Raw genomic sequence first — 22,614 nt, 5'->3', positions numbered from 1 at the left:
ACCGGTGGGCATGCCCGCCGGTCTTTCTATGGGTACGCAAAGGAGTGACGCCGAGATGGGCACGTTAGGGACGGCGCAGGATCTGATGGTTGCCCCAGGCCGCCTCGACGTGCTCCGTGCAACCGTGCCCAACCCCGAGCGGCCCGACGCCGACTTTTCCGACCTTGCAAAACTGGCCGCAAGCGCCTTTGCGGCGCCGGTCGGCCTTGTCACCCTCGTCGGACAGCGCATCCAGTGGTTTACCGCGGCCGAAGGGACAAAGCAGAGCGAGGCGCCGGCCGATATCTCCTTTTGCATCCACACGCTCACCATGGGGGAGGGCAACGTCTTTTCTGTTCTCGATGCCGGCGATGATCCCCGTTTCGCTACCCATCCCCAGGTGGCTGGCGAACCTCATCTGCGCTTTTACGCTGGCGCCGCCATCACGGTCGACGGCCAGCCGATCGGAACGGTCTGCGTTTTCGATGTCGCTGCGCGCCCCGGGGTGACGGACCAGCAGGCGGGGCAATTGCTGAGGCTGGCGCGTCTGGCGGGCAAGCTTTTCCAGATGAAGGCGGTGGCGCGGCGCCATCAGGCGGCGGAAGCTGCGGTGGCGCGCGACGAGCAGCGCCATGCGGCAGCGCTTGAAGCGGCCCAGGTCGGAAGCTGGCTGTGGGACATCCGAAAAGGCACGGTGCAGGGCAACAGGCCGCTCGCCTGCATGTTCGGCCTGCCGCAGTCCGGCGAGATTTCGGCCGAGACCATGTTCTCCGCCATTGATCCGGCCGACCGGCCCGCCATGCTACGCCAGTTGAAGGCAGCGGCACGCGGCACCGAAGACTATGACGGCACCTTCCGGATCCCCGCCAAGAACCGTTTCGTGATGGGACGGGGCAGGGTTCACGAGCGGGATGCGAACGGCAAGCCCACGCATCTGCTGGGCGTGACGATCGACGTGACCGAGCAGCAGACATCGGCCCGGCGGACGCGGCTTTTGCTGCGCGAGCTCAATCACCGCGTCAAGAACACGCTTGCCATGCTGCAATCCCTGGCGCGACAGACGTTGCGGCGCACCAGCGACCCCGAACAGTTCATGACGGCCTTTGCCGGACGCCTGCAGGCGATCTCCGAATCCCATGGACTTCTTTCCGACCACGAATGGGGCTCGATCCGGCTCGCGGCCTTGCTGAGCAAGCAACTCATGCCGCATGTGCGCGACTATGCGGCACAGATCGAAATCCACAAGGATGAGATCGAGCTCGGACCGGATCAGGCGCTCGGTCTCGGTCTCGTGCTGCATGAACTGGCCACCAATGCGACCAAATACGGCTCCCTTTCCGTGCCGACCGGGAAGGTCGTGATTACCGCGCGCCGCATCCAGGAGGAGGGGGCCGAGGTGCTGAACCTGACCTGGACCGAAATCGGCGGGCCATTGGTTACCGAGCCGGAGAAGCGTGGCTTCGGGTCCATCCTGATCGAGCGCAGCCTCGACAAGGTTCTCGGCAGCGCCGTTTCCGTGTCCTATCTGCCGTCGGGGCTCACGGCCCTGATCCGGTTGCCGCTGTGAGAGCATCCGGCTGAACGAGGGCAGATCGCGGCCGTTGCTGACCGGGCTTCATCCAGGATCGCACGAAAAACCCCGCGGCCGGTTCAATGGCTCGCGGGGCTTCATGTCGTTTTAAGGCTCTGGTCACCTATGCGTCGGCGTCATCATCGTCGCCGCGCATCATTGCCAATGCGGCCGTGAGTGCGATGGCCGCGCCGGCTGCCAGCACCGGCTTCTTGCGCGCCAGAGCAAGGGTCGTGGCAACGATCAGGTTCGTGCGCGCCATTGACCGCTGCCGCTTGATTTCGCGCAGCCGGCGGTCGCGCGCGTTGAGAATGACTGCGATCACGACCACCACAAGGATCAGCGCGATCGCAATAGCTGCCACCGTGGCGACGGCAAGGTGGGCCGGCATGCGGGTGGCCAGGTAGAGCGCGAGTGCGACGATGAGCGTGATATAGGCTGTGACGCCGAGGAGGGCGGCGATGCCGTAGACCAGCGCGTTTCGCTTCAGCCTGTGGGTGGTCGCTGTGGCATCGAAGGACGCCGCAGCGGAAAGAAGTGCCCCGAGCGAACCCATGATGGGGCGGCTTAGCGGCGGCTGCTGAGCAGCGAGGCGATCACGAGGCCGAATGCGGCCGCGGCACCGACGGCGATCAGCGGGTTCTCGCGCACGGTCTTGGTGACTTCGCGGCCGGTGCGGGCGGAGGCGCGGCGGAGTTCGCGCAGCACGGCTTCGCTCGTTTCGAGAAGATCCTCGACGCCTTCCTGGGCGCGTTCGCGCGCGACGTGGGCCTTGGCCCGGATCGACTTGCCGGCATCCTGGCCGCGGTCGGACAGTTCGTCCGTCAGGGACGAAAGCTCCGCACGCAGGGCTTCGATACGCTCTTCGATGGAGGCCTGCAGGTGGGCGCCGTTGTGCTTCTTGCTGTTGCTGGAAAAAAGACCGGTTGCCATTGGTTCAACTCCTTCATCAGGACAAATTTCGAGGCCGCAGGCGCGGCCGGGTTCGCCCTCAAAACGCGTTGACCGGGCTTTTGTTCCCGTTTTTCTAATGGATCGCGGTCTGCGGCAGGATAAAGGGCGTGCCGATTGGCGGGGCAACGCCGACGCGCATGGTGCAACCGAAAACGGACTGGAGCGTATCGTCGGTGAAGACCGCTTGAGGCGCGCCACCCGCAGCCACCGTGCCGGCGCGCATCATCACGACGTGGTCGGCATACATGGCCGTCAGGTTCAGATCGTGGAGGATCGCGATGACGCCGCCGCCGGCATCGGCAAAACGGCGGGCAAGCGCCATGATCGACAACTGGTGGCGGATATCGAGGCTGGAGACCGGCTCGTCGAGGAAGAGGAAGGCCGGCTCGCCATCGCGCACCGGCGCCGAGACCTGGCAGAGAACGCGGGCAAGCTGCACGCGCTGCTGTTCGCCGCCCGACAGGTCCTGGTAGAAGCGACCGGCAAAGCCTTCGAGATCGACGGCCGCGAGCGCGCGTTCGATGGCCTGCTCCTCGGCCGAGGCAGATGTGGCGCCGGTGCCGGCGGTGACGCCCATGCCGACGATTTCACGGACGGTGAAGGGAAAGGCGATGGTGGTGTGCTGGGCGAGCACGCCCCGGCGCAGCGCAAGCTCCCAGGGTTTGTAGGCTTCCAGCGGGCGTCCGAAGAGCGTGACGCTGCCGGCCTTGCGGATCTCGCCGGAGATCACCTTCAGTGTCGTCGTCTTGCCGCAGCCATTCGGGCCGATAATGGCGGTAAGTTCGCCCGTGCGGGCGGTGAAGCTCACGCCATCCAGCACGCGTTTGCTGCCGAGGCTCAAGGTGAGATTGCGGGCGTGGAGGGTCATGGGGTTTCCAATGTCGTCTCGTGTCAGAGGCCAAGCTGGGCGCGGCCGCGCAGTAGCAGCCAGAGGAAGAAGGGCCCGCCGGCCAGCGCCGTGATGATGCCGATCGGCAGTTCGGCGGGCGCAACGATGGTGCGGGCGATCATGTCGGCAAAGAGCAGCAGCGCGCCGCCGAGCAGCGCGGAGGCCGGCAGCAGGGTGCGATGATCCGGGCCGATGACGAGGCGCAGGAGATGCGGCACGACGATGCCGACGAAGCCGATGCCGCCGCTGACGGCAACGGAAGCACCGGTGGCCGCGGCGACGGCGACGATGGCGATGCGCTTCAACCGTTCCACCGGCACGCCCATGTGAAAGGCGGCGGCCTCGCCAAGCGTGATGGCATTGAGGCCACGGGCGAGGAACGGGATGACGAGGAAGGAGACGAGGATGATCGGGGCGATGGCGACGACCTTCGACCAGGTCGCACCCGCAAGCGAGCCGAGACCCCAGAAGGTGAGGTCCCGCAATTGCTTGTCATCGGCCATATAGACCAGCACGCCGGTGACCGCGCCGGTGAGGGCAGCGAGCGCGATACCGGCGAGCAGCAGGGTCGCGACCGATGTCTGTCCGCCGCGCGTGGCGATGCGGTAGAGAAGGAAGGTGGTTGCAAGGCCGCCGAAGAAGGCGGCGAGCGGCAGGGTGTAGATGCCGGCTAAGGCAAACAGCGGGGCAAGCACCGTGCCGCCGAGCACGATGACGCCGACGGCGCCGAGGCTGGCACCGGCGGAAACGCCGACGAGGCCGGGATCGGCCAGCGGATTGCGGAAGAGGCCCTGCAGCACGACGCCGGAGACGGCGAGCGAGGCGCCGATCATCAGGCCGAGCACGGCGCGCGGCAGGCGGATGTCGAGGATGATGATGCGGTCACGCGCCGAAAGCGCGGCATCCGCATCGCCGAACCCCAGCAGCGTGGCGATGAGACTCGTCACCGAGGCATCGGAAGCGCCGACCGTGACCGAGAGGGCGAACATGGCGCCGGTCGCGATGACGAGACCGATGATGACGAGCATGGCGAGGCCGGAGCGATCTCCAAGCCGCCAGGCGGCTGCAAGGCCCTGCCGTCCGTTCGCCTGCAACACCGACCCGCGCCCCAGCGGCACCTCACTGTGCGACATGGTTCTGCCCTTCATAGATCGCGGCGTTGAGATCACGCACGGCGCTGGCGGTGCGGGGGCCGAAGCCGAGCAGGTGCAGGCCGTCCATGCGGATGATCGCCGCTTTGTCGCCGGCCGGCGTGAGCTTGATGGCGGGATGGGCGAGAAGCTCTGCATTGGAAGCGCCATGGTCGCCGCCGCGGTCCATCATCAGGATGACGTCCGGTTTTGCGGTAATGATCGCCTCGTCGGAGAGCGGCTTGTAACCGGGAAAGTCGGGTGTGGCATTGACGGCGCCGGCAAGGGTGATGATGGCATCGGCCGCGGTGCCGGTGCCGGAAGCCATGACGCGGCCACCCTGCGTGCTGAGGATGAAGAGCACACGCCGGCGCTCCGCCTCCGGCCGTTTGGCCGCATCCTCCACTGCTGCCGTCACATCGGCCTCGATCCTTGTCGCGAGCGGTTCAGCCTTCGCATCCACGCCGAGAAAATGGCCGACGGCGCGCACCTTGGCGGCGATGCCCTCGATGTCGAAGGTTTCCGGCACGGTGAGGAAGGCGATGCCGGATTTCTCCAGGAGGGCGACGGCCTCCGGCGGGCCACTGCCTTCGACGGCGAGGATGGCCGTTGGATTGGTGGCAAGCACGCCTTCGGCCGAGAGTTGGCGCATGTAGCCGACATCGGGAACCGAGCCCGCCGCGGCCGGGTAGATGCTGGTGGAATCACGTCCGACAAGCCGCTTTTCTTCGCCCAACGCGTAGACGATCTCGGTGACGGCGCCGCCGATGGACACGATTCGGCTGGCATCGGGGGCGGGCTTGGCGTCGTCCGCAAGGGCGGGAAGGCCGGTCAGCAAGGCGAGGCCAAACGCGGCGGTCAGACGAGCCGGGCGGGACAAAAGGCGGAAAGCCGGGCGGATCATGGCGAACTCTTTCTCCCGAGGGGCGGGCACGGCAAAGCGCGGCGGCACGATGTCCGCGGAGTCTTTGCCGGGTGATGTTTATCTGCGGGGCGACGGCTTTCGCGATGCGCCCCGCAAGTTGCTCAGCCGTGCGATCAGGCCGCGACGGTGCGCGCGAGGCGCGGCAGGCCTTCGGCAAGGTCGCGCCAGTCGTCGCGCTCCATCTTGCCTTCCTTGCGCTTGCCGAAGAACTGGATGATCAGTTCGCCGCGCGCGTCCAGCACCTCGACGGAGGTGACATGGCCGTCGCTGGTCGGCTTGCGCACCAGCCAGGCTTCGGCAATGTGGTCGGTGCGCAGATGCAGGTGGAAGGTCGGGTCCATGACGTTCAGCCACGGTCCCATGGTCTGCACATTGGCCACGGGGCCGGAATGGATCTGGATGACGCCGCGATTGCCGACAAAGCACATCAGCGGCAGATCGGTGCCGGCCGCGCCGCGGAACATGGCCTCGACGGCGGAAGGCTCCAGCGCCTCGGCATAGTCGGCGCCGGCATTGTGCAGGGCGTCGCGGCGCGAAACGTTGAGGCTGCGCAGCATGCCGTGGAACTGGTGCGTATCGGTCATGCGGCTCCAGCGGGCCCGCAGTTCCAGCGCATCCACATCGCCCGTCGGCTTGTCGGCGGGGATTGCCTCTTCGGTGAAGGTCTGGGCCTGATCCTCAAGGCGCAAATCATCGAGGATTGCCTGATAGGCCTCAAGGTTGGACGCGGGGCGCAGGTGCACCTTGTGCACGGCGATACCGGCGCGGTCGAAGAACTGGAAGCTGCGGCGGACCGTGTCGCCATCCGTCTTCGTCACGGCAAAGCCGTGGGCCCAGGCGGAGGGGAAGACGCGCAGATCGATCTCGGTGCCGAGCACGAGCGTTGCCTGCTTGCCGGCCTGCACCTTCTCGAAGGGGCCGATCTTTTCATGCACGGCGCTTTCGTTGCGGGTCAGCGCCATGACCTCGCCCAGTTCGCCGACGCGGGCGAGAAAGCGGTTGGCGTCGCCGTCGATGCGCACGACGGACAGGCCACATTCGGCGGCAACCAGCGCGGCTTCGCTGATGCCGAGGCGCTCGGCGGCGTCACGCTCGCGCATCTTGGGATTTTCGGTGCGGAAGGCGCGGATTTCGGCGGGGGTCGGGCGACGGTCAATCATCTGTGCATGCCTATTTGTTGAGAATGAGCTTGTTCTGGCGGGTGATCTTCATGCGGTAGAGCGCACCGTCATGGCTGATCAGGATTTCACTGCGGCCGGCAAAGAGCTCGCGGCTTTCGACCACCTTCGGTGCGGTTTTGCGGTCGGTCGCGACGGCGGTTTCCGGCAATTTTCTGTCCTCGGCGATCACGGCGCAATGGCCCCTTCGGTGCGGCTGGCGCGCCGCGCATGGCTGGATTATTTGTTGACTTCATAACTCATCTTTTTGTAAGCCTGCAATACCGGATTTTTAGATTCAAGTTTTTGGCTGTGGGGGTTGGGCGATATGGCAAGGCGGTCATTGGGGCGGGGTCTGCTTGTTGTTTCGGGGCTGCTCGGCCCTGCGGGCGTGCTGCCGGCCGTGGCGCAGGATGCGCCGCCGGTGGCTTCCAGTGCGGGTCAGCTCTCGGTCGAGCTCAATGATCTCGCGACCTCGCAGAAGGGCTGCAAGCTGACCTTCGTTACCGAGAACACGCTGCCGCAGTCGATCGACAAAGTTTCCTTCGAGGTCGTGCTCTTCGATCGCAAGGGGCTTGTTGAGCGTATGGCCGTGCTGGATTTCCGCGACCTTCCGGAAGGCAAGACCAAGGTGCGGCAGTTCGATCTCAGCGGTACGCGCTGTGAGGATGTCGGCGGTCTTCTCCTCAATGACAGCCCGGCCTGCACCGGTGCCGGGCTTTCCGCCGATGCCTGCATGAAGGGGCTGAAGGCGGGATCGAAGGTGGATGGCGTTTCCCTGAAGGGGTGAAGGCCCTCACTGAGCAGCCAGAACAGATCAATGCGGGCATGAGGTCCCGACAGGACAGGCAGAATGAAGACGACAGTGAAATGGGGCCTGGCAATTGCCTTTTCGCTCGCAGCCCATGCGGGAGCGGCGGCCTATCTCTCCGCCGTGGAGCCGGAGGAAGCGCAGGTCGCCGGCGGCGAGCCGATGGAGGTTGCGCTGCTCGGCAATGCCTTCGAGGATGCGATCCAGGCGGGCGAGATATCCGAGACGGTGACACCGGAAGAGGTGGCGCCCGATGAGGTTGCGGCCCTTTCGCCGGATTTGCAGAGCGAGCCGATCGTTGCGCCTGCGGAGCCGACGCCGGTTGTGCCCGAGGTGACGCCTGAGGTCAGCGACGTCGTGCCGGAGGAGATCACGCCGCCCGTTGCGGCGGATGTGGTGCTGCCCGCCGATGCCGAGCCGCCGGTGACGGCCGACGATCCGTTGGTCACGGCGTCCCTTCAGCCTGCCGAAGAGCTGATGCCGGAGATCGAGGACGTGGTGACGCCGATGCCGCGGCCGGAACCCGAAAAGGTTGTCGAGAAGCCGACGCCCAAGGCGCCGGAAAAGAAGCGCATCGAAAAGAAGGAACCACCGCGCAAGGTGGTGGAGCGACGGCAGGCGGGCGATGACGGCAAGGCGGCCGAGACAAAGAAGCGCGGCGTGGCGGACGGACAGAATCAGGCGAAAGCTGCCGATGTCGGCGGCGGGCAGCGTGGCCAGCGCCAGCAGGCGGCCGGCAATGCGGCCGTTTCGAACTATCCCGGCAAGGTGCGCGCACGTCTGACGCGGGCGCTGCGCTATCCGCCCGGCGCCGCCCGTGGCGGCATCAAGGGCGATGCGCAGGTGCGCTTCACCGTCAGGGCCGACGGGCAGGTGGCGAGCATCAGTCTTGCGCGCAGCACCGGGTCGCCCATTCTCGATGAGGCTGCCCTGGCTGCTGTGCGGCGGGCTGCACCGTTTCCGAAAATCCCCGAGGGGGCCGGCCGAGACAGCTGGGCCTTCACCATTCCCCTCGGTTTCCACCGCTAATCCTCTGCCTTCCAAGGATCGGGGCGTCGCTTGCCGCGTATGCGGGGCGGCGCCTTTTGTTTTTACAGCCTTTTTCCCACGGCTTAAAAATATGAGTATCTTCGTCAAGATTATACTTTACCGGAATACTCATGTTTTGTAGGGTCCGCTCATTCCCGCCGCGACGGCGGATTCGAAGAGCGTCGGCCGTGCGATGCGGCCAGGGGAAAAGGGAGCGTCGTGCGATGGCCGACAAGCGCCGGAAAAAGGACCAGAAGCAGGGCAAGGCAGGGGCTTCCCGTGTCGAGGAAACGGCGCGTGCCGGCGATCCACTTGCCGGGCGCAGCTTTCTCTATGTCGGCGGGCGGGATTGCCAGGTCGCGCATCTGCGCGAGATCGCCAGTTCCTTCGGCGCCGAACTGATCCACCATGATGGCGGGCTGCGCGAGGCCGTCTCGCGCATCGACCGCGTGCTGCCATCGGTCGATTGCGTGTTCTGCCCTATCGACTGCATCAGCCATGATGCGTGTCTGCGCGTGAAGACGGGCTGCAAAAAGTGGGGCAAGGCTTTCGTGCCGCTGCGCAACGGCAGCAAGTCCAGCCTCGAGCGGGCCTTGCAGGACCTGAAGACCGCCCGCGATGCCTGACGGTTTTCACGCCGTTTGCAAGGAGTGACCCATGACTGACGAGCGAGTGGATCCCTACCACCTGATCGGCCTTCACAAGCTGGCTGAGACACAGGGCGACACAATGGTGCCGGAACTGCATGCGGCGCTCTCGCGCCTGCCGTATCCGGATGTCGAAGAGGTGCCTGACTTGGCCGATCTCCCGCGGCCTGCGGCGCAGATTTTGCCCTTCGTGCGACGACAGGGACAGCGTCTTGGCCGGGCACTTGCCGCTGGTGGCGAGGTCATCCTGTTCCGGCCCCCGGCATCGCGCCGTCCCTGACGGCGCGCGGGCGCGCCTTGCCTCATGCACTTGCCCACGGCTCCTATCCGGCCCATCTTCAAGCTGCATTTCAGTATGGGAGACGACCGATGTTCATTGCCATGAACCGCTTCAAGATCGTTGCCGGTCACGAGGAGGCTTTCGAGGCCGTATGGAAGAACCGCGATTCGACGCTTGCGGACAATCCCGGCTTCATCGAATTCCGCCTGTTGCGGGGTGAGACAAAGGCCGATGAAGGATACACGCCTTTCATCTCCAACTCGCTGTGGGAAAGCCGAGAGGCCTTTGCCGCCTGGACGACCTCCGAGAACTTCCGGGCCGCCCACCGCAATGCCGGCGACAACCGCGCCATGTATGTCGGACCGCCGCAGTTCGAGGGTTACACGGTGGTGGAGGGCGCATGAGCGCTTCCGAAACCGAGGCCGGCGTGGAAGCGCTGCCGGTTCTGCCATCCCTCGACATGGGCGAGACCGAGGCCTTTTATGGCGCCAAGCTCGGTTTCACCACGACGTATCGAGACGACACCTATCTCATCCTGCGCCGCGGCATCGCCGAACTTCACTTCTGGCGAGCGGGCGACCGCACGCTTTGCGAAAACACCTCCGTCTATCTGAGGGGCGACGGCATCGTCGAACTCTACGCCGAATATCAGGCGCGCGGCGACATCCAGCGCCTGTCGCCGCTGATGGATCGCGACTGGGGCATGCAGGAATTCTATATCCACGATCCGCACGGCAATCTGCTGCGGTTCGGCCGCCGCTTGCCGCTGCCGGAACGCTGACGGCTCGCTTCTAGCGCCGCTGCGGCAGCAGGGCGCCGATGGCGAGGAGTACCCAGCCGAGGATCGCCGTGGTGCCGCCGGTCGGCGCCGCCATCGGGAAGACCGGTGCGCCGGCAAAATGGCGCGAGACCATATCCAGCGAGAAGAGGCCGGCACCAGCAAAGAGCAGGATCGCCGAAAGCCCCGCAAGGCGCAGCCCCCGTCCGCCGAGGCCGAGTGCGAGAAGGGCCGGGGCATGGGCGAGGCAGATGGCGGAGGCGGCGCCAAGCTCGCGGGCATCGCCGCCATGGGCGGCCGCCGCGGCAAGGGCCACACCGGCGGCGCCTATCAGGCCGGCGACGGCGATGAAGGCGCGCTGGGCGAGGGCAAGCGGGGCATCTAAGGTCATCATCTGGTCCTTGGTATCGGGCAAAATTCTTTGGGAATGGCCGGTCGGCGTGGCGTGGCTGCCATCGTCACTCGACGTTGCGCATGTGATGGGCAAGGCGCGTGATCGGCTCGCGGATGATGTCGCGCAGCTTGGGATGGGCGACCGTCTCGTTGAGGGCGCGATCGAAGCAGAGCAGCCATTCCTCCACCTCCGCCGGACCGATGGCCGCACCGAAATGGCGCCGCCGCAGCATGGGGTGACCGAAGCGCTCGACATAGACGGGCGGGCCGCCGAGCCAGCCGGTGAGGTAGAGAGTGAGCTTTTCGCGGCTGCCGGAGAGATCGTCGGGATGCAAGGCCCGGCAGCGTGCCGCCTCGGGCAGCGTGTCCATCAGGTCGTAGAAGCGCGCCGTCAGCGCCTTGACCGTCGCGTCGCCGCCGATCGCCTCATAGAGCGTTGTGGTCTCGCCTTCCGCCATATCCGTCTCCCGTCATCAGCACCAGATAGGACAGGGCGGCGGTCAGACGCAATGCGGTGGATCAAAATGCCACCTGGCCCCGTGCGCGTTGCCCTGCGGCAAATGGCGCGTCGCGTGGTTCCCAAGGCTTCGCGCATTCTTGTTGCAAACCGTCCGGACGGTATGTTAGAGCGCGTGCATGATGAACGCGCACCGCAGATCCAAGCAGCCCGAACAGGTCCGCCAGCAATTGCTGGCGGTGACGGGGGCGCTCGCGGCCGAGGCGGGGCTTGCCGGCCTGACGCTGGATGCGGTGGCGGCGGCGGCAGGGGTCAGCAAGGGCGGCCTGCTGCACCATTTTCCGAACAAGGCGGCGCTGATCGACGGCTTGTTCGCGCGGCTTCTTTCCGAATTCGAGGCGGCGGTCGAGGCCGCCATGGCTTGCGACGTCGAGCCGGTCGGTCGTTATTCGCGCGCCTATGTCGCCGTCTGTTTCGATCTCGATCAGGATGCGGCCGGCGCCGGCTGGCGGGTTCTGACCATCGCGCTCCTGGCCGAACCCGCGCTTAAGGGCCGCTGGCAGGCCTTCGTTACAAAAAAGGCCGAGCGACATGCGGAAACGGATGGGAGCGCCGGCTGTCTTGCGGCGCGGTTTGCGGCAGACGGTCTCTGGCTGGCCGACATGCTAGGCAGCCACCGGCTGGAGCCACCGGAACGGCAAGCGCTAAAGGCGCGCCTGATGGCCCTCACCACCGCGTGAGGGGTGCTGCTGTCGTCATCGGACGGTGGCCTCCTGCTTTCCCGGTGCGCCGTCCCAGTGGCGCACGCCATCCCCACGGTGCGCCTTCCCAATGGCGCACGCCATCCCTTTGTCGCCCTGCAAGTCTTGCCGCCGTTTCCGGAGCCGTATCATGAGCCCTGTCGCCGTCTATTCCCTTCTCGTCATCGCCATCATCTTCGAGGTGCTGGGCACCTCCGCCATGCAGGCGGCCCAGCACTTCACGCGGCCCTGGCCGACGGCGATGATGGTGGTCTGCTACGCCATCGCCTTCTATTTCCTGTCGCTGACGCTGCGCACCATCCCCGTCGGGATTGCCTATGCGGTGTGGAGCGGGCTCGGCATCGTCCTCATTTCCATCGTCGGCTTCGTGGTGTTCGGCCAGAAGCTGGATTTGGCCGCCGTCGTCGGGCTTGGCCTCATCATTGCCGGTGTTCTGGTCTTGAACCTTTTGTCGTCGTCTACATTTCACTAGGCGGGTGTCGCATTCGGGCGGCGACCGATCATCATGCAACCCGGGCCCTCTCCACGGATGAACCGGCGGGGAAGGGCCTGATCCGCAAAGGCTAATTTTCTTCGCAGACCGCTTTTATCCGACCTTGCGGGACGCATCGGGGCGTTGTAACGCTTCATTTGAAAGCGGTTTCAAATTCCAGCAAACGGAGGCCCGGAAGCGGGCCGGAAAGGTGTGACGTCATGGCGATCAAGGCGGTCGTTTGGGGCGAGAACATTCACGAGCAGACCAATGATGTGGTCCGCAGCATCTATCCCGAGGGCATGCACACGACGATTGCGCGGGCGCTGAATGCGGACCCCGCCATCGAGGCGACGACGGCCACGCTGCAGGAGCCGGAGCACGGCCTTTCGGTCGAGCGGCTGGCCGAGACCGACGTCTTGCTCTGGTGGGGCCACAAGGATCACGGCGCGGTGGACGATGCCATCGTCGAGCGCGTCGCGGCGCGGGTCTGGGAGGGCATGGGCCTCATCGTCCTGCATTCGGGCCATTTCTCCAAGCCGTTCAAGCGATTGATGGGCACCCCCTGCGCGCTCAAATGGCGGGAGGCGGGCGAGCGCGAGCGCATCTGGGTCATCAATCCGCGCCACCCGATCGCCGAAGGCCTGGACGAGAATTTCGTGCTGGAAAACGAGGAGATGTATGGCGAACAGTTCTCCGTGCCGGAGCCGTTGGAAACCGTCTTCATCTCGTGGTTCCAGGGCGGCGAAGTCTTCCGCTCCGGCCTCACCTGGCGCCGCGGGGCGGGCAACATCTTCTACTTCCGCCCGGGTCACGAGACCTATCCGACCTATCACGATGCCAACGTGCACCGCGTGCTGACGAATTCGGTGAAGTGGGCCCACAATCCGCAAGGCACCTACAAGGCCATTCACGATGCGCCGAACGTGCCGGTGGAACAGGCGCTGGAGCCGATCGAGGAGCGCGGGCCCAAGCTGCACGAAGCCGGCGAGGCGGGGTATCGCTGATGACGATCCGTCTTCTCGTGCTGGGCACGGGCGGCATGGCGAACAGCCACGCCGCCGCCTTTTCGACCATCGACGGCGTGGAGATGGTCGCCTGCGTGGATGTGGATGCGACGCGCGCGGCCACCTTTGCCGAGCGTCATTCCATTCCCCGCACCTTCTCTTCGCTTGAAGAGGCGATCGCCTGGGGCGAATTCGACGCCGCCACCAATGTCACGCCGGATCGCATCCACTATCGCACGACTCTGCAACTGATTGCCGCCGGCAAGCATGTGCTGTGCGAAAAGCCGCTTGCCGAGACCTATGCAGAGGCCGACGAAATGGCCGCTGCGGCCGAAACGGCCGGGCTGATCGGCATGGTCAACCTCACCTATCGCAATGTCGCGCCGCTGCAGGTGGCGCGGCAGATGGTGCTGGACGGCACGATTGGGCGCGTGCGCCACATCGAGGCTTCCTATCTCCAGAGCTGGCTGGTCTCCAAGGCCTGGGGCGACTGGGCCAAGGAAGCGCAATGGCTCTGGCGCCTGTCGCGCAAGCACGGCTCGAACGGCGTGCTCGGCGATGTCGGCATCCACATTCTCGATTTTGCCAGCTATGGCAGTGCGGCGGATGTGGAGCGCATTTTCACGCGGCTCAAGACCTTCGACAAGGCACCGGAAAACCGCATCGGCGACTACGACCTCGACGCCAATGACAGCTTTGCCATGACGGTGGAGTTTTCGAACGGTGCCATGGGCGTCGTGCATTCCAGCCGGTGGGCGACGGGCCATCTCAACGAACTGCGCCTGAAGCTGCACGGGGACCGCGGCGCGCTGGAGGTCATCCACACACCGCAGGGCTCGACGCTCAAGGGCTGCCTTGGCGAGGACATCGAGACCGGCACTTGGCGCGACATCGACGCCGGCACGGTGCCGACCAACTACCAGCGCTTCGTGGACGCCGTCACGACCGGCCAGAAGCAGGAACCCGACTTCCGCCGCGCCGCCAATCTGCAGCGCGTGCTGGACCTCTCCTTCGCGACGGAAACCGAGCGGCGGGAAATGAAGGTGTGAGACGAGGTTGCGCCTGCCCGTCTACGGCGGGAAGGCCCTCTCCTGCGTCATGCTCGACCCTGACCCGAGCATCCATGCGGCGGACTCGGTGCCTTGCGGGTGGATCCTCGGGTCAAGCCCGAGGATGATGGCTGGGGGCGCGATGATAGCAGTTGGGACAATGCGTCCCTTGGGCACCACCTCTGCAGCCACCACAAATCATCGCCGGCATCTCACCCCTTCACTCTCGGCTGGCCCGTCGAGCGGCGAATGACGAGTTCCACCGGCCAGACCTCGCGCAGGTCCTCGGCCGGCCGGCCTTTCATCCGTTGCAGCAGCAGTTCGGCAATCCGCGTGCCGGCGGCGCGGATGGAGGAGCGGGTGGTCGTCAGCGTCGGTATGAGGTTTTCGGGGCTGAGATAGGCGAAGACGTCGTCATGGGCGATGAGGGAGACGTCCTCGCCGGCCGTCAGGCCCGCGACGCGGATGGCGCGCATGGCGCCGAGCGCCGACATCATGGATCCCGCGATGATGGCGGTTGGCGGGTTGGCGCCCGCGAGGAAGGACTGCGTCAGGCGAAAGCCCATCTCGTCGGTGAAGTCGCCATTGCCGGTCAGGGACGGATCGATGGCGATGCCGGCATCGCCGAGCGCCTCGCAATAGCCCTCGTGGCGGTGTTCGGCAAAGATCATGCCGCGATGGCCATTGAGCAGGGCAATGCGGCGGTGGCCGAAATCGATGAGCAGCCGGGTCGCCTGGCGCGTCGCTCCGCGATTGTCGATATCGACCCAGGAGCAGCCCCCCGGCTGTTCGGGACGTCCGTGCACGATGAAGGGCAGGCCGAGCTCTTCGAGAAGCGCAACGCGCGGATCGCCAAGGCGCGGGGAATGCAGCACGAAACCGTCGACGCGCTTGCTGGCGGCGAGACGCCGGTAGATCGACAGTTCCGCCTCCTCGCTCTCCACCGTCGAGATCAGCATGTCGATATCCTCGGCCTGCAGGCGCCCGCCAAGGCCGCCGAGAAACTCGGTGGCGTGGGGACCGAAGCCGGCGCCGCGCAGCACGATGCCGATGGCGCCGGCCCGGCCGGTGGCAAGGCCGAGCGCGGCCGTGTTCGGCCGGTAGCCGAGTTCGCGGGCGGCACGCATCACCCGCTCGCGGGTCTCGGTTCGCACCTCCGGATAGCCGCTCAAGGCCCGGCTGACGGTTGTCTGCGACAGGCCGAGATGGCTGGCGAACTCCTTGAGGTTCATGGCTGTCCTTCGACTCCGCTCACTGCCCGACCGCCGAGCCGACGGTGTTTTCGACCGAACGGCCGAGGCGTCGCCATTGGTCGTCGTAGCTTTCCCGCGTTTTCGGATCGAAGATCAGAATGGGTGTCGAGACCGCGACGCTCGCGGCCGTGCCGACGGTCTGCGCCGTGCCAAGCGCGACGGCGCCCAGACGGTCGCCGATGCCGACCTCGCTGTCGGTGATCGTCTGTCCCTCGATCAGGCGGTTGCCGATCAGCTTCACCACCTCGGGGCTTTCGGCGAATTTGCCATGGTTCAGCCGGTCATTGACCTTCAGCGCGGTGAGATCGAGCACGGTGATGCCCTCGCTTTCCAACTGGCTGCGATAGGGCTCGACGCTTGGGTCGATCTGGCCGAGGCGGTCGATATTGCCGGCGATGCGGCGCGAAACGGTGAGCGCCCGGTCGTCCTGCGAGACGAAGAGTGTGAAGTTGGGCTTGTTTTTCCCCATCTGTTCCCACTGCTTGCCGAAGACATCCACGTCGATATCAGGCGAGGCCAGGATGACATTGCGGATCTTCGGCGCCACGCGCCCATCGCGAATGGCCATCTGGCGGAGCGACTCCATGGCAAGCCATGTACCCATGGAATGGGCCATGATGGTGATTTCCTTGACCTTCGGGTTTTCCGCGGCCCTGCGCATCAGCTCTTCCAGCGCATCGCGGGAGTAGTTGGTGCTCTCGCGGTCGTAGACATAGTCGAACACGCTGGCGCGGGAGGGCCAGGTGAAGAGCACCGGCGCCACATCCGCCTTCGAATCATGAACGATCTGCGCGAAACGATAGACGGCGTCCTCATACCGGTTGTTGAAGCCGTGGACGAAGATCATCAGGCGGCCGCTGGCGGGAATGTTGGACTGCGCCCAGGCCTTGACGCTCGCTTCGCCGTCGAGCGGAGTGACGCTGACGGTGGAGAATTCCTTGCGCGGATCGGCCGGCAGGCGTTTTGGCCACTGCACCTGCCCGACCTCGCGCGCCGCATCCGGCGGTATCGAGACGACGATGGAGGCGGCCGAGATCTGCTGGCTACGATCGCCGCCAAACAGCACGCCCGGGTTTTCCGACGGGGCGCGCGTCGTTGCGACGAAGATATCGACCTCGCTGGCACCGGGTGCCGTTCCGCCGGGAACCAGTACGCCCTCCGGGCGGCCGGCGCAGGCGGTGAGCACCAAGGCGCCGACGAAGAGCAGCGCCGCTCTCCGCAGCCGGTTGTCGCGGCTCAGCAGACGCGGTGCGGGAGCTGTGCCGCGCAGACGCGAAGACGCTGCCAGCCATGTGAAAACCATTCCTGTCGCCGTCATGGCTCTCCCGTTCCGCTGGCGTGGCGCCGATCTTTCCGATGCCGCCCGAATGCCGCGGCGCTACCTTTGCCACAAATCAACTCCTTCGCAAGGCATGAAATCCGCGTGATGACGAAGGCGCGGCGCCGTGGAACCAGGCGGGCAGCCGCCGGTTTATGCGGTGCCCATTGATGCAGGCGGGGTGCTCACGTACCGTTTGCAGGCGACAGGCAGCGATTCCCGCATCGAACCCCGGTGCCGGCCCTGCCTCTTGAAAGGCATGACATGCAGGCGGTATTCGACGGTCACAACGACGTATTGCTGCGCCTCTGGTCGCACCAGCGACGCGGCGGCGATCCGATCGCCGAATTTATCGACGGAGCCCCGAACGGCCATATTGACGGGCCGCGGGCACGGGAAGGCGGATTGGCAGGCGGCATTTCCGCCATCTACATCCCCTCTGACGGGATCATCCTGCGTCAGCCCGATGAGAACGGTCACTATGATACGCCGATGTCGCCGCCGCTCGAGCGGCATTCCTCACTCGACATCGCCATGGAGATGGCGGCCATCGCGCTTCAACTGCACCGCGCCGGTGCCTGGCGCCTGTGCCGGTCCGTGGCCGATATTCGTGCTGCGATGGCCGATGGCATCTTCGCGGCCGTCCTGCACATGGAGGGCTGCGAGGCGATCAGCGCCGATCTTTCCGAGCTGGAGGTGTTTCATGCCGCCGGCCTTCGCTCTCTGGGGCCGGTGTGGAGCCGCAACAACATCTTCGGCCATGGCGTACCCTTTGCCTTTCCCCGCACGCCGGATATGGGGCCGGGCCTGACCGAGGCCGGCGAGGCGCTGGTGAAGGCCTGCGATCGGCTCGGCATTCTCGTCGATTGCGCCCACATCACCGAGAAGGGCTTCTGGGATGTGGCCCGCGTTTCCGACCGGCCGCTGATCCACAGTCATTCGAACGTGCACGCTCTGACGCCGGTGGCGCGCAACCTGACGGATCGGCAGATGGATGCCATTGCCGAGCGCAAGGGCGTTGCCGGCCTGAATTTCGCAACGACGATGCTGCGCGAGGACGGGCTGGAAAATGCGCTGACACCGGTTTCCGCCATGGTGCGCCATATCGACTATATGGTCGAGCGCATGGGCATCGACTGCGTGGCGCTCGGCTCGGATTATGATGGCGCGACCATTCCGGCCGAAATCGGCGATGCGGCCGGCACGCAGGTGCTGGTCGATGCGCTGCGCGACGCCGGTTACGGCGACGACGATCTCGCGAAGCTGACGCGGGAGAACTGGCTGCGCGTTTTGGCCGGTGCCTTCGGCGAGACCGCCTGAGGGACGCCGGGCCGGGTGCCGACCCCTCACGGGTGGTGGCATTGCGCCGTCAGGTGAAGGCTATTTCACCTGTTTGCAGGTCATTTCCGGCGCCTGATAGCCCCAAGTGATGGTCGCTTCGCCCTGATGCTCCCAATAGGTCTCGTTGCGGCCGGCATAGCGGGTGCCGCTGGCGGCGGGCTGGGAAAACATCAGCGACGTCTCGTCGCCGCGTTCGGCGATCAGCGTGGCGGGCTCGGTTTCGAAGAAGGTGGTGACGACCTCGCTGTGCGGCGCATCGTTGCAGCGCCAGCGGAAGGGGCCAAGGGCTTTGACCAGCCGGTAGCGCGCTTCCAGTTCGGCAATGCGCGTTTCATAGGCAAAGCCGATGCAGTCGCCGACATCCTTGGCCTTCCAGCAGTCGTCACGACCCTTGATCCAGCCGCGCTGCTCGGCCGCGAGCGTCGGCGGGTGCTCGTTCTTTGCCTTCAGGGTCGCCTGTTTGTAGACCTTGTCCAGCCTGCGATCGGCGGCAGACAGCTTCGGATCGCGGCAGACGCGCTCGGCAATCGACCCCGTCTCCACTCTCTTGCAGTCGAAGGCCGGCCCCGTCTTTTGCGCGGCGGCAAGCGGCTGCGGCGGGGCGATCGCCGCCGAGGCGATGCCGAGGGCGACGAGCGTGCCGCGAACCACCTTTCCGTTCCCCGACGTTCCTCGCATGGCTTTTCTCCTCCCGGCGGACCGCTGCCTGTTGCGCTGCCGACACGATAGCGCAAGGCTGGCGCCGTTTGAACGGGGGCGGGCGGCAAAAGCCTTGGGCCACCCTTTCCTTTGGGCGGCGCGCGTGGCAAAGCCCGGCCAACCATTGTTATCGGCCACAGCGGCCGCCCCTTTCAGGCCCGACGACCCATGATCCGCATCGACAATATCAGCAAGCAGCTCAGCCATCGCATTCTCTTCATCGAGGCGTCGGCCGCGCTGAACAAGGGCGAGAAGATCGGCCTCGTCGGTCCGAACGGCGCCGGCAAGTCCTCGCTGTTCCGGATGATCACCGGGCAGGAGCAGCCGGATGAGGGGCAGATCTCCGTCGATCGCGGCGTATCGATCGGCTATTTCGACCAGGATGTCGGCGAAATGGCGGGCCGCAGCGCCGTGCAGGAGGTGATGAACGGCGCGGGTCCGGTGAGCGAGGTCGCGGCCGAACTTGCAGGCCTTGAGGCCGCGATGAGCGATCCGGACCAGATGGACCGCATGGACGAGATCATCGAGCGGTACGGCGAGGTGCAGGCGCGCTATGAGGAGCTGGACGGTTATGCGCTCGAAGGGCGCGCCCGCGAGGTGCTGGCTGGCCTTTCCTTCAGCCAGTCGATGATGGACGGCGATGTCGGCGCGCTTTCCGGCGGCTGGAAGATGCGCGTGGCGCTGGCCCGCATCCTTCTGATGCGGCCCGACGTGATGCTGCTGGACGAGCCCTCCAACCACCTCGACCTTGAAAGCCTGATCTGGCTGGAGAACTTCCTGCGCGGCTATGACGGCGCGCTGATGATGACCTCGCACGACCGGGCCTTCATGAACCGCATCGTCGACAAGATCCTCGAGATCGACGGGGGCGGGCTCACGACCTACAATGGTGACTACGGCTTTTACGAAGAGCAGCGGGCGCAGGCGGAAAAGCAGCAGCAGGCCCAGTTCGAACGCCAGCAGGCCATGCTCGCCAAGGAGATCAAGTTCATCGAGCGCTTCAAGGCGCGCGCCTCCCATGCCGCGCAGGTGCAGAGCCGGGTGAAGAAGCTCGACAAGATCGACCGTGTCGAGCCGCCGCGCCGGCGCCAAGTCGTGGCCTTCGACTTCCTGCCGGCGCCGCGCTCCGGCGAAGACGTCGTTGTCATCAAGAATGTGCGCAAGGCCTATGGCGACCGGGTCATTTATGACGGGCTCGACTTCACCATCCGCCGGCGCGAGCGCTGGTCGATCCTCGGCATCAACGGTGCCGGCAAGTCGACGCTGCTGAAGCTCATTGCCGGTGCCAGCGCGCCGGACGAGGGCACTGTCAATCTCGGCGCCAGCGTGAAAATGGGCTATTTCGCCCAGCACGCCATGGAAATGCTCGATGGCGAGGAAACGATCTTCGAAGCGCTGGAGAATGCCTTTCCGCGGGCGGGGCAGGGGCCGCTGCGGGCGCTTGCCGGTTGCTTCGGCTTTTCCGGCGACGATATCGAGAAGCGCTGCCGCGTCCTGTCGGGCGGGGAGAAGGCGCGCCTCGTCATGGCCATGATGCTCTTCGATCCGCCGAACCTTCTGGTCCTCGACGAGCCGACCAACCACCTCGACATGGACACCAAGGACATGCTGGTCAAGGCGCTCTCGACCTTCGAGGGCACGATGATCTTCGTCTCGCACGACCGCCACTTCCTCGGCGCCCTTTCCAACCGCGTGCTGGAACTGACAGCCGACGGTGTCCTGCGCTACGATGGCGGGTATCACGAATATGTGGCCCGCACCGGCCAGGAAGCGCCCGGCATCCACGCCTGACATTCACGCCTGACATCCACGCTTGACAGGGCATTTTCATCTCGCTTGCGCGGAAATCTTCATCTCGACTGCGCGGAAGAATACAACTCTGCGCAGAATCGGGCATGCCCATGCTCAGATTGCTGATTTTCGATTGCCGTCGAATTTTGACGTGGTATTCTTGTCATAACCATGAAGATCATAAATCTTCAGCTGCATTTTTCTTCAGTAGAATCCTGTTTTGCATGAAAATCATGCTTTTTTGCTGTCGGTGGCGAGTGGCATGCTTTTCTAAACCAAATCGCAAAGGGACTTCCGGCGCGGCTGAAGGTGCCTGAACCCATCACGGCTTGCACCATTTTGAACCATCATCGGTTGATTTTATAAATTCTTTTATTCTAAGTTAAGGAACAGTCGTGCAATATCGCCTGGACGCGCCGGTCGATGCGCGCCGTCTTCGGATCCGGATTGCCTGCTCGCATCGGGTCAACGGCTGAGGAGGGCATTCCGACCTCTGCACGTTGGTCTGAACAGCGGAAATTTGGGGTTGGGGTGTGCTCGTTGATGTTCCGAAGAATTCCCTGCGCAAGGGAATGTTCGTCGAAGCGGTGATGTGCCCGGAGACGGAATTTGCCAAGCGGCGCTTCCTGCTGACGTCGGAGCAGGATTTGCGTGCCATTGTCGCATCCTCCGCAGAAACCGTGCTCGTCAATACGGCGCGCAGTCAGGTGGCCGTGGACGGCGCTGACGCCGGCAAGGCGCAAAAATCCGTCGATCCGGTCGTCGCAACGCGCACGCGCACCGCGATCACAAACAATATCAATGCGCTCGGCGACACGCTGGATATGATACGGCAGGGCGAGGCGTTCGACTTCGATGCCCTGCAGCCGGCTGCGGCCTCGCTCGTCGACAGCGTGACGGAAGCGCCGGCCGTGCTGTTGCAGATGACGCGGCTGAAGAGCAAGGATCAGGGCACCTTCGTCCACTGCATTGCGGTTGCCGGCCTCATGGCACGGCTCGCCGACGAGACGGGTTCCGATTCCGATACGGTCCAGCTTCTGACCACCGCCGGCCTGCTGCACGATCTCGGCAAGCTCTTCATCCCCGATGCCATCCTGAAAAAGCAGGGTGAGCTGACCGATGCCGAGCGGCGCATCATCCGCACCCATCCCCAGATCGGTTTCGATATCCTGAAGCGCTATCCCGGCGTGCCGCAGGTGGTCCTCGACGTGTGCCGCCTGCACCACGAAGCGCTTGATGGCAGCGGCTATCCGCTCGGCCTTTCCGGCGATGAGATCGGCCCTTTTGTCCGCCTGTCCACTGTCTGCGACGTGTTCGACGCGCTCACCACCGTGCGCCCCTACAAGCGCGCCTGGACGCAGGAGCAGGCCATCCACTGGATGTTTGATCGCGGCCATCTTTTTGATCGGAAAATGGTCCTGACGCTCGGGCGGCTGCTGGACGCGATGGATCCGCAATAGTTCCGCTTTCTGCTCATCCTTGCGACGATGGACTTCCCTTGAGTTTGTGGCCGACAGCAACGATCGCATCCAGCGCCGGGATCAACTCCTGACCGAGCGATGTCAGGGCGTATTCCACCGATGGCGGCGTCGTCTGCTGGATCGTGCGTGTCACGACGCCCCGGCCTTCCAGTTCACGAAGCCGCTGGGATAGCACCTTTGCGGAAATGGGCGGAATATCGAGACGCAATTCACTGAACCGCCGCGGACCCGCCCGAAGATGCCAGATCACATTCGGGGCCCATGCCCCGGCGATGATCGACATGCATTCGGTCAAGGCGCACCGGCTCGGCGGCGGCGCACTGCGGTTCTTGCGGATTTTCAGGCTCATCGTCGCGACCGGTTACTGGGTGGAAACCTGAATATGAAGTAACCAATGGAAACCTGGTTGGCAATGGTAACCGGCACCAATAGGGTCTGACCGT

Annotated in this window: 27 protein-coding genes; 14 read left to right on the top strand and 13 right to left on the bottom strand. The window is 65.1% G+C overall.

What is annotated here, in order from left to right; translation table 11 throughout:
* Positions 1 to 55: 55 nt before the first annotated feature.
* Positions 56 to 1,546, top strand: coding sequence for an HWE histidine kinase domain-containing protein (locus F3H41_RS07205; protein WP_149737884.1), 1,491 nt, complete (start codon positions 56 to 58; stop codon positions 1,544 to 1,546).
* Positions 1,547 to 1,673: 127 nt separating this feature from the next.
* Here the strand turns inward: F3H41_RS07205 and F3H41_RS07200 are convergent, their stop codons facing one another.
* The 7 genes from F3H41_RS07200 to F3H41_RS07170 form a co-directional block, all read right to left on the bottom strand.
* Entirely contained in the window at positions 1,674 to 2,105 is a 432-nt protein-coding gene (locus F3H41_RS07200; protein ID WP_149737883.1) for a hypothetical protein, read from the bottom strand.
* A gap of 11 nt (positions 2,106 to 2,116) precedes the next feature.
* A complete protein-coding gene (locus tag F3H41_RS07195) occupies positions 2,117 to 2,482 on the bottom strand; it encodes a DUF883 family protein (RefSeq protein WP_149737882.1) in 366 nt (121 codons plus the stop codon).
* A 94-nt stretch (positions 2,483 to 2,576) separates the two neighbouring features.
* A complete protein-coding gene (locus tag F3H41_RS07190; RefSeq protein WP_149737881.1) occupies positions 2,577 to 3,371 on the bottom strand; it encodes a heme ABC transporter ATP-binding protein in 795 nt (264 codons plus the stop codon).
* Positions 3,372 to 3,394: 23 nt separating this feature from the next.
* Positions 3,395 to 4,420, bottom strand: coding sequence for an iron ABC transporter permease (locus F3H41_RS07185; RefSeq protein ID WP_244616132.1), 1,026 nt, complete (start codon positions 4,418 to 4,420; stop codon positions 3,395 to 3,397).
* Positions 4,421 to 4,511: 91 nt separating this feature from the next.
* Positions 4,512 to 5,426: a hemin ABC transporter substrate-binding protein gene (locus tag F3H41_RS07180; RefSeq protein WP_149737879.1), complete on the bottom strand. Its 915-nt coding sequence runs from the start codon at positions 5,424 to 5,426 to the stop codon at positions 4,512 to 4,514.
* Between the two features lie 134 nt (positions 5,427 to 5,560).
* Positions 5,561 to 6,607 (bottom strand): ChuX/HutX family heme-like substrate-binding protein, encoded by a 1,047-nt coding sequence (locus F3H41_RS07175; protein WP_149737878.1) that lies wholly within the window; start codon positions 6,605 to 6,607, stop codon positions 5,561 to 5,563.
* 10 nt (positions 6,608 to 6,617) lie between these two features.
* Positions 6,618 to 6,776 (bottom strand): hemin uptake protein HemP, encoded by a 159-nt coding sequence (locus F3H41_RS07170; RefSeq protein ID WP_244616092.1) that lies wholly within the window; start codon positions 6,774 to 6,776, stop codon positions 6,618 to 6,620.
* Between the two features lie 219 nt (positions 6,777 to 6,995).
* Here F3H41_RS07170 and F3H41_RS07165 point away from each other — a divergent pair, with 219 nt between their 5' ends.
* From F3H41_RS07165 to F3H41_RS07140, 6 genes are all read left to right on the top strand, one after another.
* A complete protein-coding gene (locus tag F3H41_RS07165; protein ID WP_244616131.1) occupies positions 6,996 to 7,394 on the top strand; it encodes a hypothetical protein in 399 nt (132 codons plus the stop codon).
* 63 nt (positions 7,395 to 7,457) lie between these two features.
* The gene (locus F3H41_RS07160; RefSeq protein WP_149737876.1) at positions 7,458 to 8,444 is read left to right on the top strand and encodes a TonB family protein; all 987 of its coding nucleotides are present in this window, start codon (positions 7,458 to 7,460) and stop codon (positions 8,442 to 8,444) included.
* 224 nt (positions 8,445 to 8,668) lie between these two features.
* Positions 8,669 to 9,070, top strand: coding sequence for a DUF2325 domain-containing protein (locus F3H41_RS07155; RefSeq protein WP_149737875.1), 402 nt, complete (start codon positions 8,669 to 8,671; stop codon positions 9,068 to 9,070).
* Between the two features lie 31 nt (positions 9,071 to 9,101).
* Positions 9,102 to 9,371 (top strand): hypothetical protein, encoded by a 270-nt coding sequence (locus F3H41_RS07150; protein WP_149737874.1) that lies wholly within the window; start codon positions 9,102 to 9,104, stop codon positions 9,369 to 9,371.
* A gap of 89 nt (positions 9,372 to 9,460) precedes the next feature.
* Positions 9,461 to 9,775: an antibiotic biosynthesis monooxygenase gene (locus tag F3H41_RS07145; protein ID WP_149737873.1), complete on the top strand. Its 315-nt coding sequence runs from the start codon at positions 9,461 to 9,463 to the stop codon at positions 9,773 to 9,775.
* The gene (locus tag F3H41_RS07140) at positions 9,772 to 10,152 is read left to right on the top strand and encodes a VOC family protein (RefSeq protein WP_149737872.1); all 381 of its coding nucleotides are present in this window, start codon (positions 9,772 to 9,774) and stop codon (positions 10,150 to 10,152) included. The genes F3H41_RS07145 and F3H41_RS07140 overlap by 4 nt, the downstream gene beginning before the upstream one ends.
* Positions 10,153 to 10,162: 10 nt before the next feature.
* On the opposite strand, the gene F3H41_RS07135 is transcribed toward F3H41_RS07140, so the two are convergent.
* Both F3H41_RS07135 and F3H41_RS07130 read right to left on the bottom strand, forming a co-directional pair.
* The gene (locus F3H41_RS07135; RefSeq protein WP_149737871.1) at positions 10,163 to 10,540 is read right to left on the bottom strand and encodes a DUF423 domain-containing protein; all 378 of its coding nucleotides are present in this window, start codon (positions 10,538 to 10,540) and stop codon (positions 10,163 to 10,165) included.
* Positions 10,541 to 10,607: 67 nt separating this feature from the next.
* Positions 10,608 to 11,000 carry a group II truncated hemoglobin gene (locus F3H41_RS07130; RefSeq protein ID WP_149737870.1) on the bottom strand — a complete coding sequence of 131 codons (393 nt, stop codon included), beginning with the start codon at positions 10,998 to 11,000 and terminating at the stop codon, positions 10,608 to 10,610.
* A 178-nt stretch (positions 11,001 to 11,178) separates the two neighbouring features.
* Between F3H41_RS07130 and F3H41_RS07125 the strand changes: the two genes are divergently transcribed.
* From F3H41_RS07125 to F3H41_RS07110, 4 genes are all read left to right on the top strand, one after another.
* On the top strand, positions 11,179 to 11,739 hold the full coding sequence (locus tag F3H41_RS07125) for a TetR family transcriptional regulator (protein WP_149737869.1): 561 nt from the start codon (positions 11,179 to 11,181) through the stop codon (positions 11,737 to 11,739).
* Positions 11,740 to 11,890: 151 nt separating this feature from the next.
* Positions 11,891 to 12,232, top strand: coding sequence for an SMR family transporter (locus tag F3H41_RS07120; protein ID WP_149737868.1), 342 nt, complete (start codon positions 11,891 to 11,893; stop codon positions 12,230 to 12,232).
* 221 nt (positions 12,233 to 12,453) lie between these two features.
* Entirely contained in the window at positions 12,454 to 13,239 is a 786-nt protein-coding gene (locus tag F3H41_RS07115; protein ID WP_149737867.1) for a ThuA domain-containing protein, read from the top strand.
* Positions 13,240 to 13,244: 5 nt separating this feature from the next.
* Positions 13,245 to 14,288 carry a Gfo/Idh/MocA family oxidoreductase gene (locus F3H41_RS07110; protein WP_149738252.1) on the top strand — a complete coding sequence of 348 codons (1,044 nt, stop codon included), beginning with the start codon at positions 13,245 to 13,247 and terminating at the stop codon, positions 14,286 to 14,288.
* Positions 14,289 to 14,500: 212 nt separating this feature from the next.
* On the opposite strand, the gene F3H41_RS07105 is transcribed toward F3H41_RS07110, so the two are convergent.
* A complete protein-coding gene (locus F3H41_RS07105) occupies positions 14,501 to 15,520 on the bottom strand; it encodes a substrate-binding domain-containing protein (RefSeq protein ID WP_149737866.1) in 1,020 nt (339 codons plus the stop codon).
* A 19-nt stretch (positions 15,521 to 15,539) separates the two neighbouring features.
* Positions 15,540 to 16,859 carry an alpha/beta hydrolase gene (locus tag F3H41_RS07100; protein WP_244616091.1) on the bottom strand — a complete coding sequence of 440 codons (1,320 nt, stop codon included), beginning with the start codon at positions 16,857 to 16,859 and terminating at the stop codon, positions 15,540 to 15,542.
* A 264-nt stretch (positions 16,860 to 17,123) separates the two neighbouring features.
* Between F3H41_RS07100 and F3H41_RS07095 the strand changes: the two genes are divergently transcribed.
* Positions 17,124 to 18,179 (top strand): dipeptidase, encoded by a 1,056-nt coding sequence (locus F3H41_RS07095; RefSeq protein WP_149737865.1) that lies wholly within the window; start codon positions 17,124 to 17,126, stop codon positions 18,177 to 18,179.
* Positions 18,180 to 18,239: 60 nt separating this feature from the next.
* On the opposite strand, the gene F3H41_RS07090 is transcribed toward F3H41_RS07095, so the two are convergent.
* The gene (locus F3H41_RS07090; protein WP_149737864.1) at positions 18,240 to 18,878 is read right to left on the bottom strand and encodes an MliC family protein; all 639 of its coding nucleotides are present in this window, start codon (positions 18,876 to 18,878) and stop codon (positions 18,240 to 18,242) included.
* A 189-nt stretch (positions 18,879 to 19,067) separates the two neighbouring features.
* Between F3H41_RS07090 and F3H41_RS07085 the strand changes: the two genes are divergently transcribed.
* Both F3H41_RS07085 and F3H41_RS07080 read left to right on the top strand, forming a co-directional pair.
* A complete protein-coding gene (locus tag F3H41_RS07085; protein WP_149737863.1) occupies positions 19,068 to 20,690 on the top strand; it encodes an ABC-F family ATP-binding cassette domain-containing protein in 1,623 nt (540 codons plus the stop codon).
* 533 nt (positions 20,691 to 21,223) lie between these two features.
* Positions 21,224 to 22,150 carry an HD-GYP domain-containing protein gene (locus F3H41_RS07080; RefSeq protein WP_149737862.1) on the top strand — a complete coding sequence of 309 codons (927 nt, stop codon included), beginning with the start codon at positions 21,224 to 21,226 and terminating at the stop codon, positions 22,148 to 22,150.
* A gap of 13 nt (positions 22,151 to 22,163) precedes the next feature.
* Here F3H41_RS07080 and F3H41_RS07075 read toward each other — a convergent pair whose 3' ends face one another.
* Positions 22,164 to 22,520 carry a helix-turn-helix domain-containing protein gene (locus F3H41_RS07075; RefSeq protein WP_149737861.1) on the bottom strand — a complete coding sequence of 119 codons (357 nt, stop codon included), beginning with the start codon at positions 22,518 to 22,520 and terminating at the stop codon, positions 22,164 to 22,166.
* Positions 22,521 to 22,614: the final 94 nt, after the last annotated feature.

This window comes from Rhizobium sp. RU20A (genome assembly GCF_900155885.1).
Lineage (GTDB): Bacteria > Pseudomonadota > Alphaproteobacteria > Rhizobiales > Rhizobiaceae > RU20A.
This window is presented reverse-complemented; position numbering and strand designations above follow the sequence as displayed.

Excerpts from the sequence above, each read along its gene's own strand:
- F3H41_RS07205 (WP_149737884.1), top strand. The coding sequence starts at position 56 with ATGGGCACGTTAGGGACGGCGCAGGATCTGATGGTTGCCCCAGGCCGC.
- F3H41_RS07200 (WP_149737883.1), bottom strand. The coding sequence starts at position 2,105 with ATGGGTTCGCTCGGGGCACTTCTTTCCGCTGCGGCGTCCTTCGATGCC.
- F3H41_RS07195 (WP_149737882.1), bottom strand. The coding sequence starts at position 2,482 with ATGGCAACCGGTCTTTTTTCCAGCAACAGCAAGAAGCACAACGGCGCC.
- F3H41_RS07190 (WP_149737881.1), bottom strand. The coding sequence starts at position 3,371 with ATGACCCTCCACGCCCGCAATCTCACCTTGAGCCTCGGCAGCAAACGC.
- F3H41_RS07185 (WP_244616132.1), bottom strand. The coding sequence starts at position 4,420 with ATGCTCGTCATCATCGGTCTCGTCATCGCGACCGGCGCCATGTTCGCC.
- F3H41_RS07180 (WP_149737879.1), bottom strand. The coding sequence starts at position 5,426 with ATGATCCGCCCGGCTTTCCGCCTTTTGTCCCGCCCGGCTCGTCTGACC.
- F3H41_RS07175 (WP_149737878.1), bottom strand. The coding sequence starts at position 6,607 with ATGATTGACCGTCGCCCGACCCCCGCCGAAATCCGCGCCTTCCGCACC.
- F3H41_RS07160 (WP_149737876.1), top strand. The coding sequence starts at position 7,458 with ATGAAGACGACAGTGAAATGGGGCCTGGCAATTGCCTTTTCGCTCGCA.
- F3H41_RS07155 (WP_149737875.1), top strand. The coding sequence starts at position 8,669 with ATGGCCGACAAGCGCCGGAAAAAGGACCAGAAGCAGGGCAAGGCAGGG.
- F3H41_RS07150 (WP_149737874.1), top strand. The coding sequence starts at position 9,102 with ATGACTGACGAGCGAGTGGATCCCTACCACCTGATCGGCCTTCACAAG.
- F3H41_RS07145 (WP_149737873.1), top strand. The coding sequence starts at position 9,461 with ATGTTCATTGCCATGAACCGCTTCAAGATCGTTGCCGGTCACGAGGAG.
- F3H41_RS07140 (WP_149737872.1), top strand. The coding sequence starts at position 9,772 with ATGAGCGCTTCCGAAACCGAGGCCGGCGTGGAAGCGCTGCCGGTTCTG.
- F3H41_RS07135 (WP_149737871.1), bottom strand. The coding sequence starts at position 10,540 with ATGACCTTAGATGCCCCGCTTGCCCTCGCCCAGCGCGCCTTCATCGCC.
- F3H41_RS07130 (WP_149737870.1), bottom strand. The coding sequence starts at position 11,000 with ATGGCGGAAGGCGAGACCACAACGCTCTATGAGGCGATCGGCGGCGAC.
- F3H41_RS07125 (WP_149737869.1), top strand. The coding sequence starts at position 11,179 with ATGATGAACGCGCACCGCAGATCCAAGCAGCCCGAACAGGTCCGCCAG.
- F3H41_RS07120 (WP_149737868.1), top strand. The coding sequence starts at position 11,891 with ATGAGCCCTGTCGCCGTCTATTCCCTTCTCGTCATCGCCATCATCTTC.
- F3H41_RS07115 (WP_149737867.1), top strand. The coding sequence starts at position 12,454 with ATGGCGATCAAGGCGGTCGTTTGGGGCGAGAACATTCACGAGCAGACC.
- F3H41_RS07105 (WP_149737866.1), bottom strand. The coding sequence starts at position 15,520 with ATGAACCTCAAGGAGTTCGCCAGCCATCTCGGCCTGTCGCAGACAACC.
- F3H41_RS07100 (WP_244616091.1), bottom strand. The coding sequence starts at position 16,859 with ATGACGGCGACAGGAATGGTTTTCACATGGCTGGCAGCGTCTTCGCGT.
- F3H41_RS07095 (WP_149737865.1), top strand. The coding sequence starts at position 17,124 with ATGCAGGCGGTATTCGACGGTCACAACGACGTATTGCTGCGCCTCTGG.
- F3H41_RS07090 (WP_149737864.1), bottom strand. The coding sequence starts at position 18,878 with ATGCGAGGAACGTCGGGGAACGGAAAGGTGGTTCGCGGCACGCTCGTC.
- F3H41_RS07085 (WP_149737863.1), top strand. The coding sequence starts at position 19,068 with ATGATCCGCATCGACAATATCAGCAAGCAGCTCAGCCATCGCATTCTC.
- F3H41_RS07075 (WP_149737861.1), bottom strand. The coding sequence starts at position 22,520 with ATGAGCCTGAAAATCCGCAAGAACCGCAGTGCGCCGCCGCCGAGCCGG.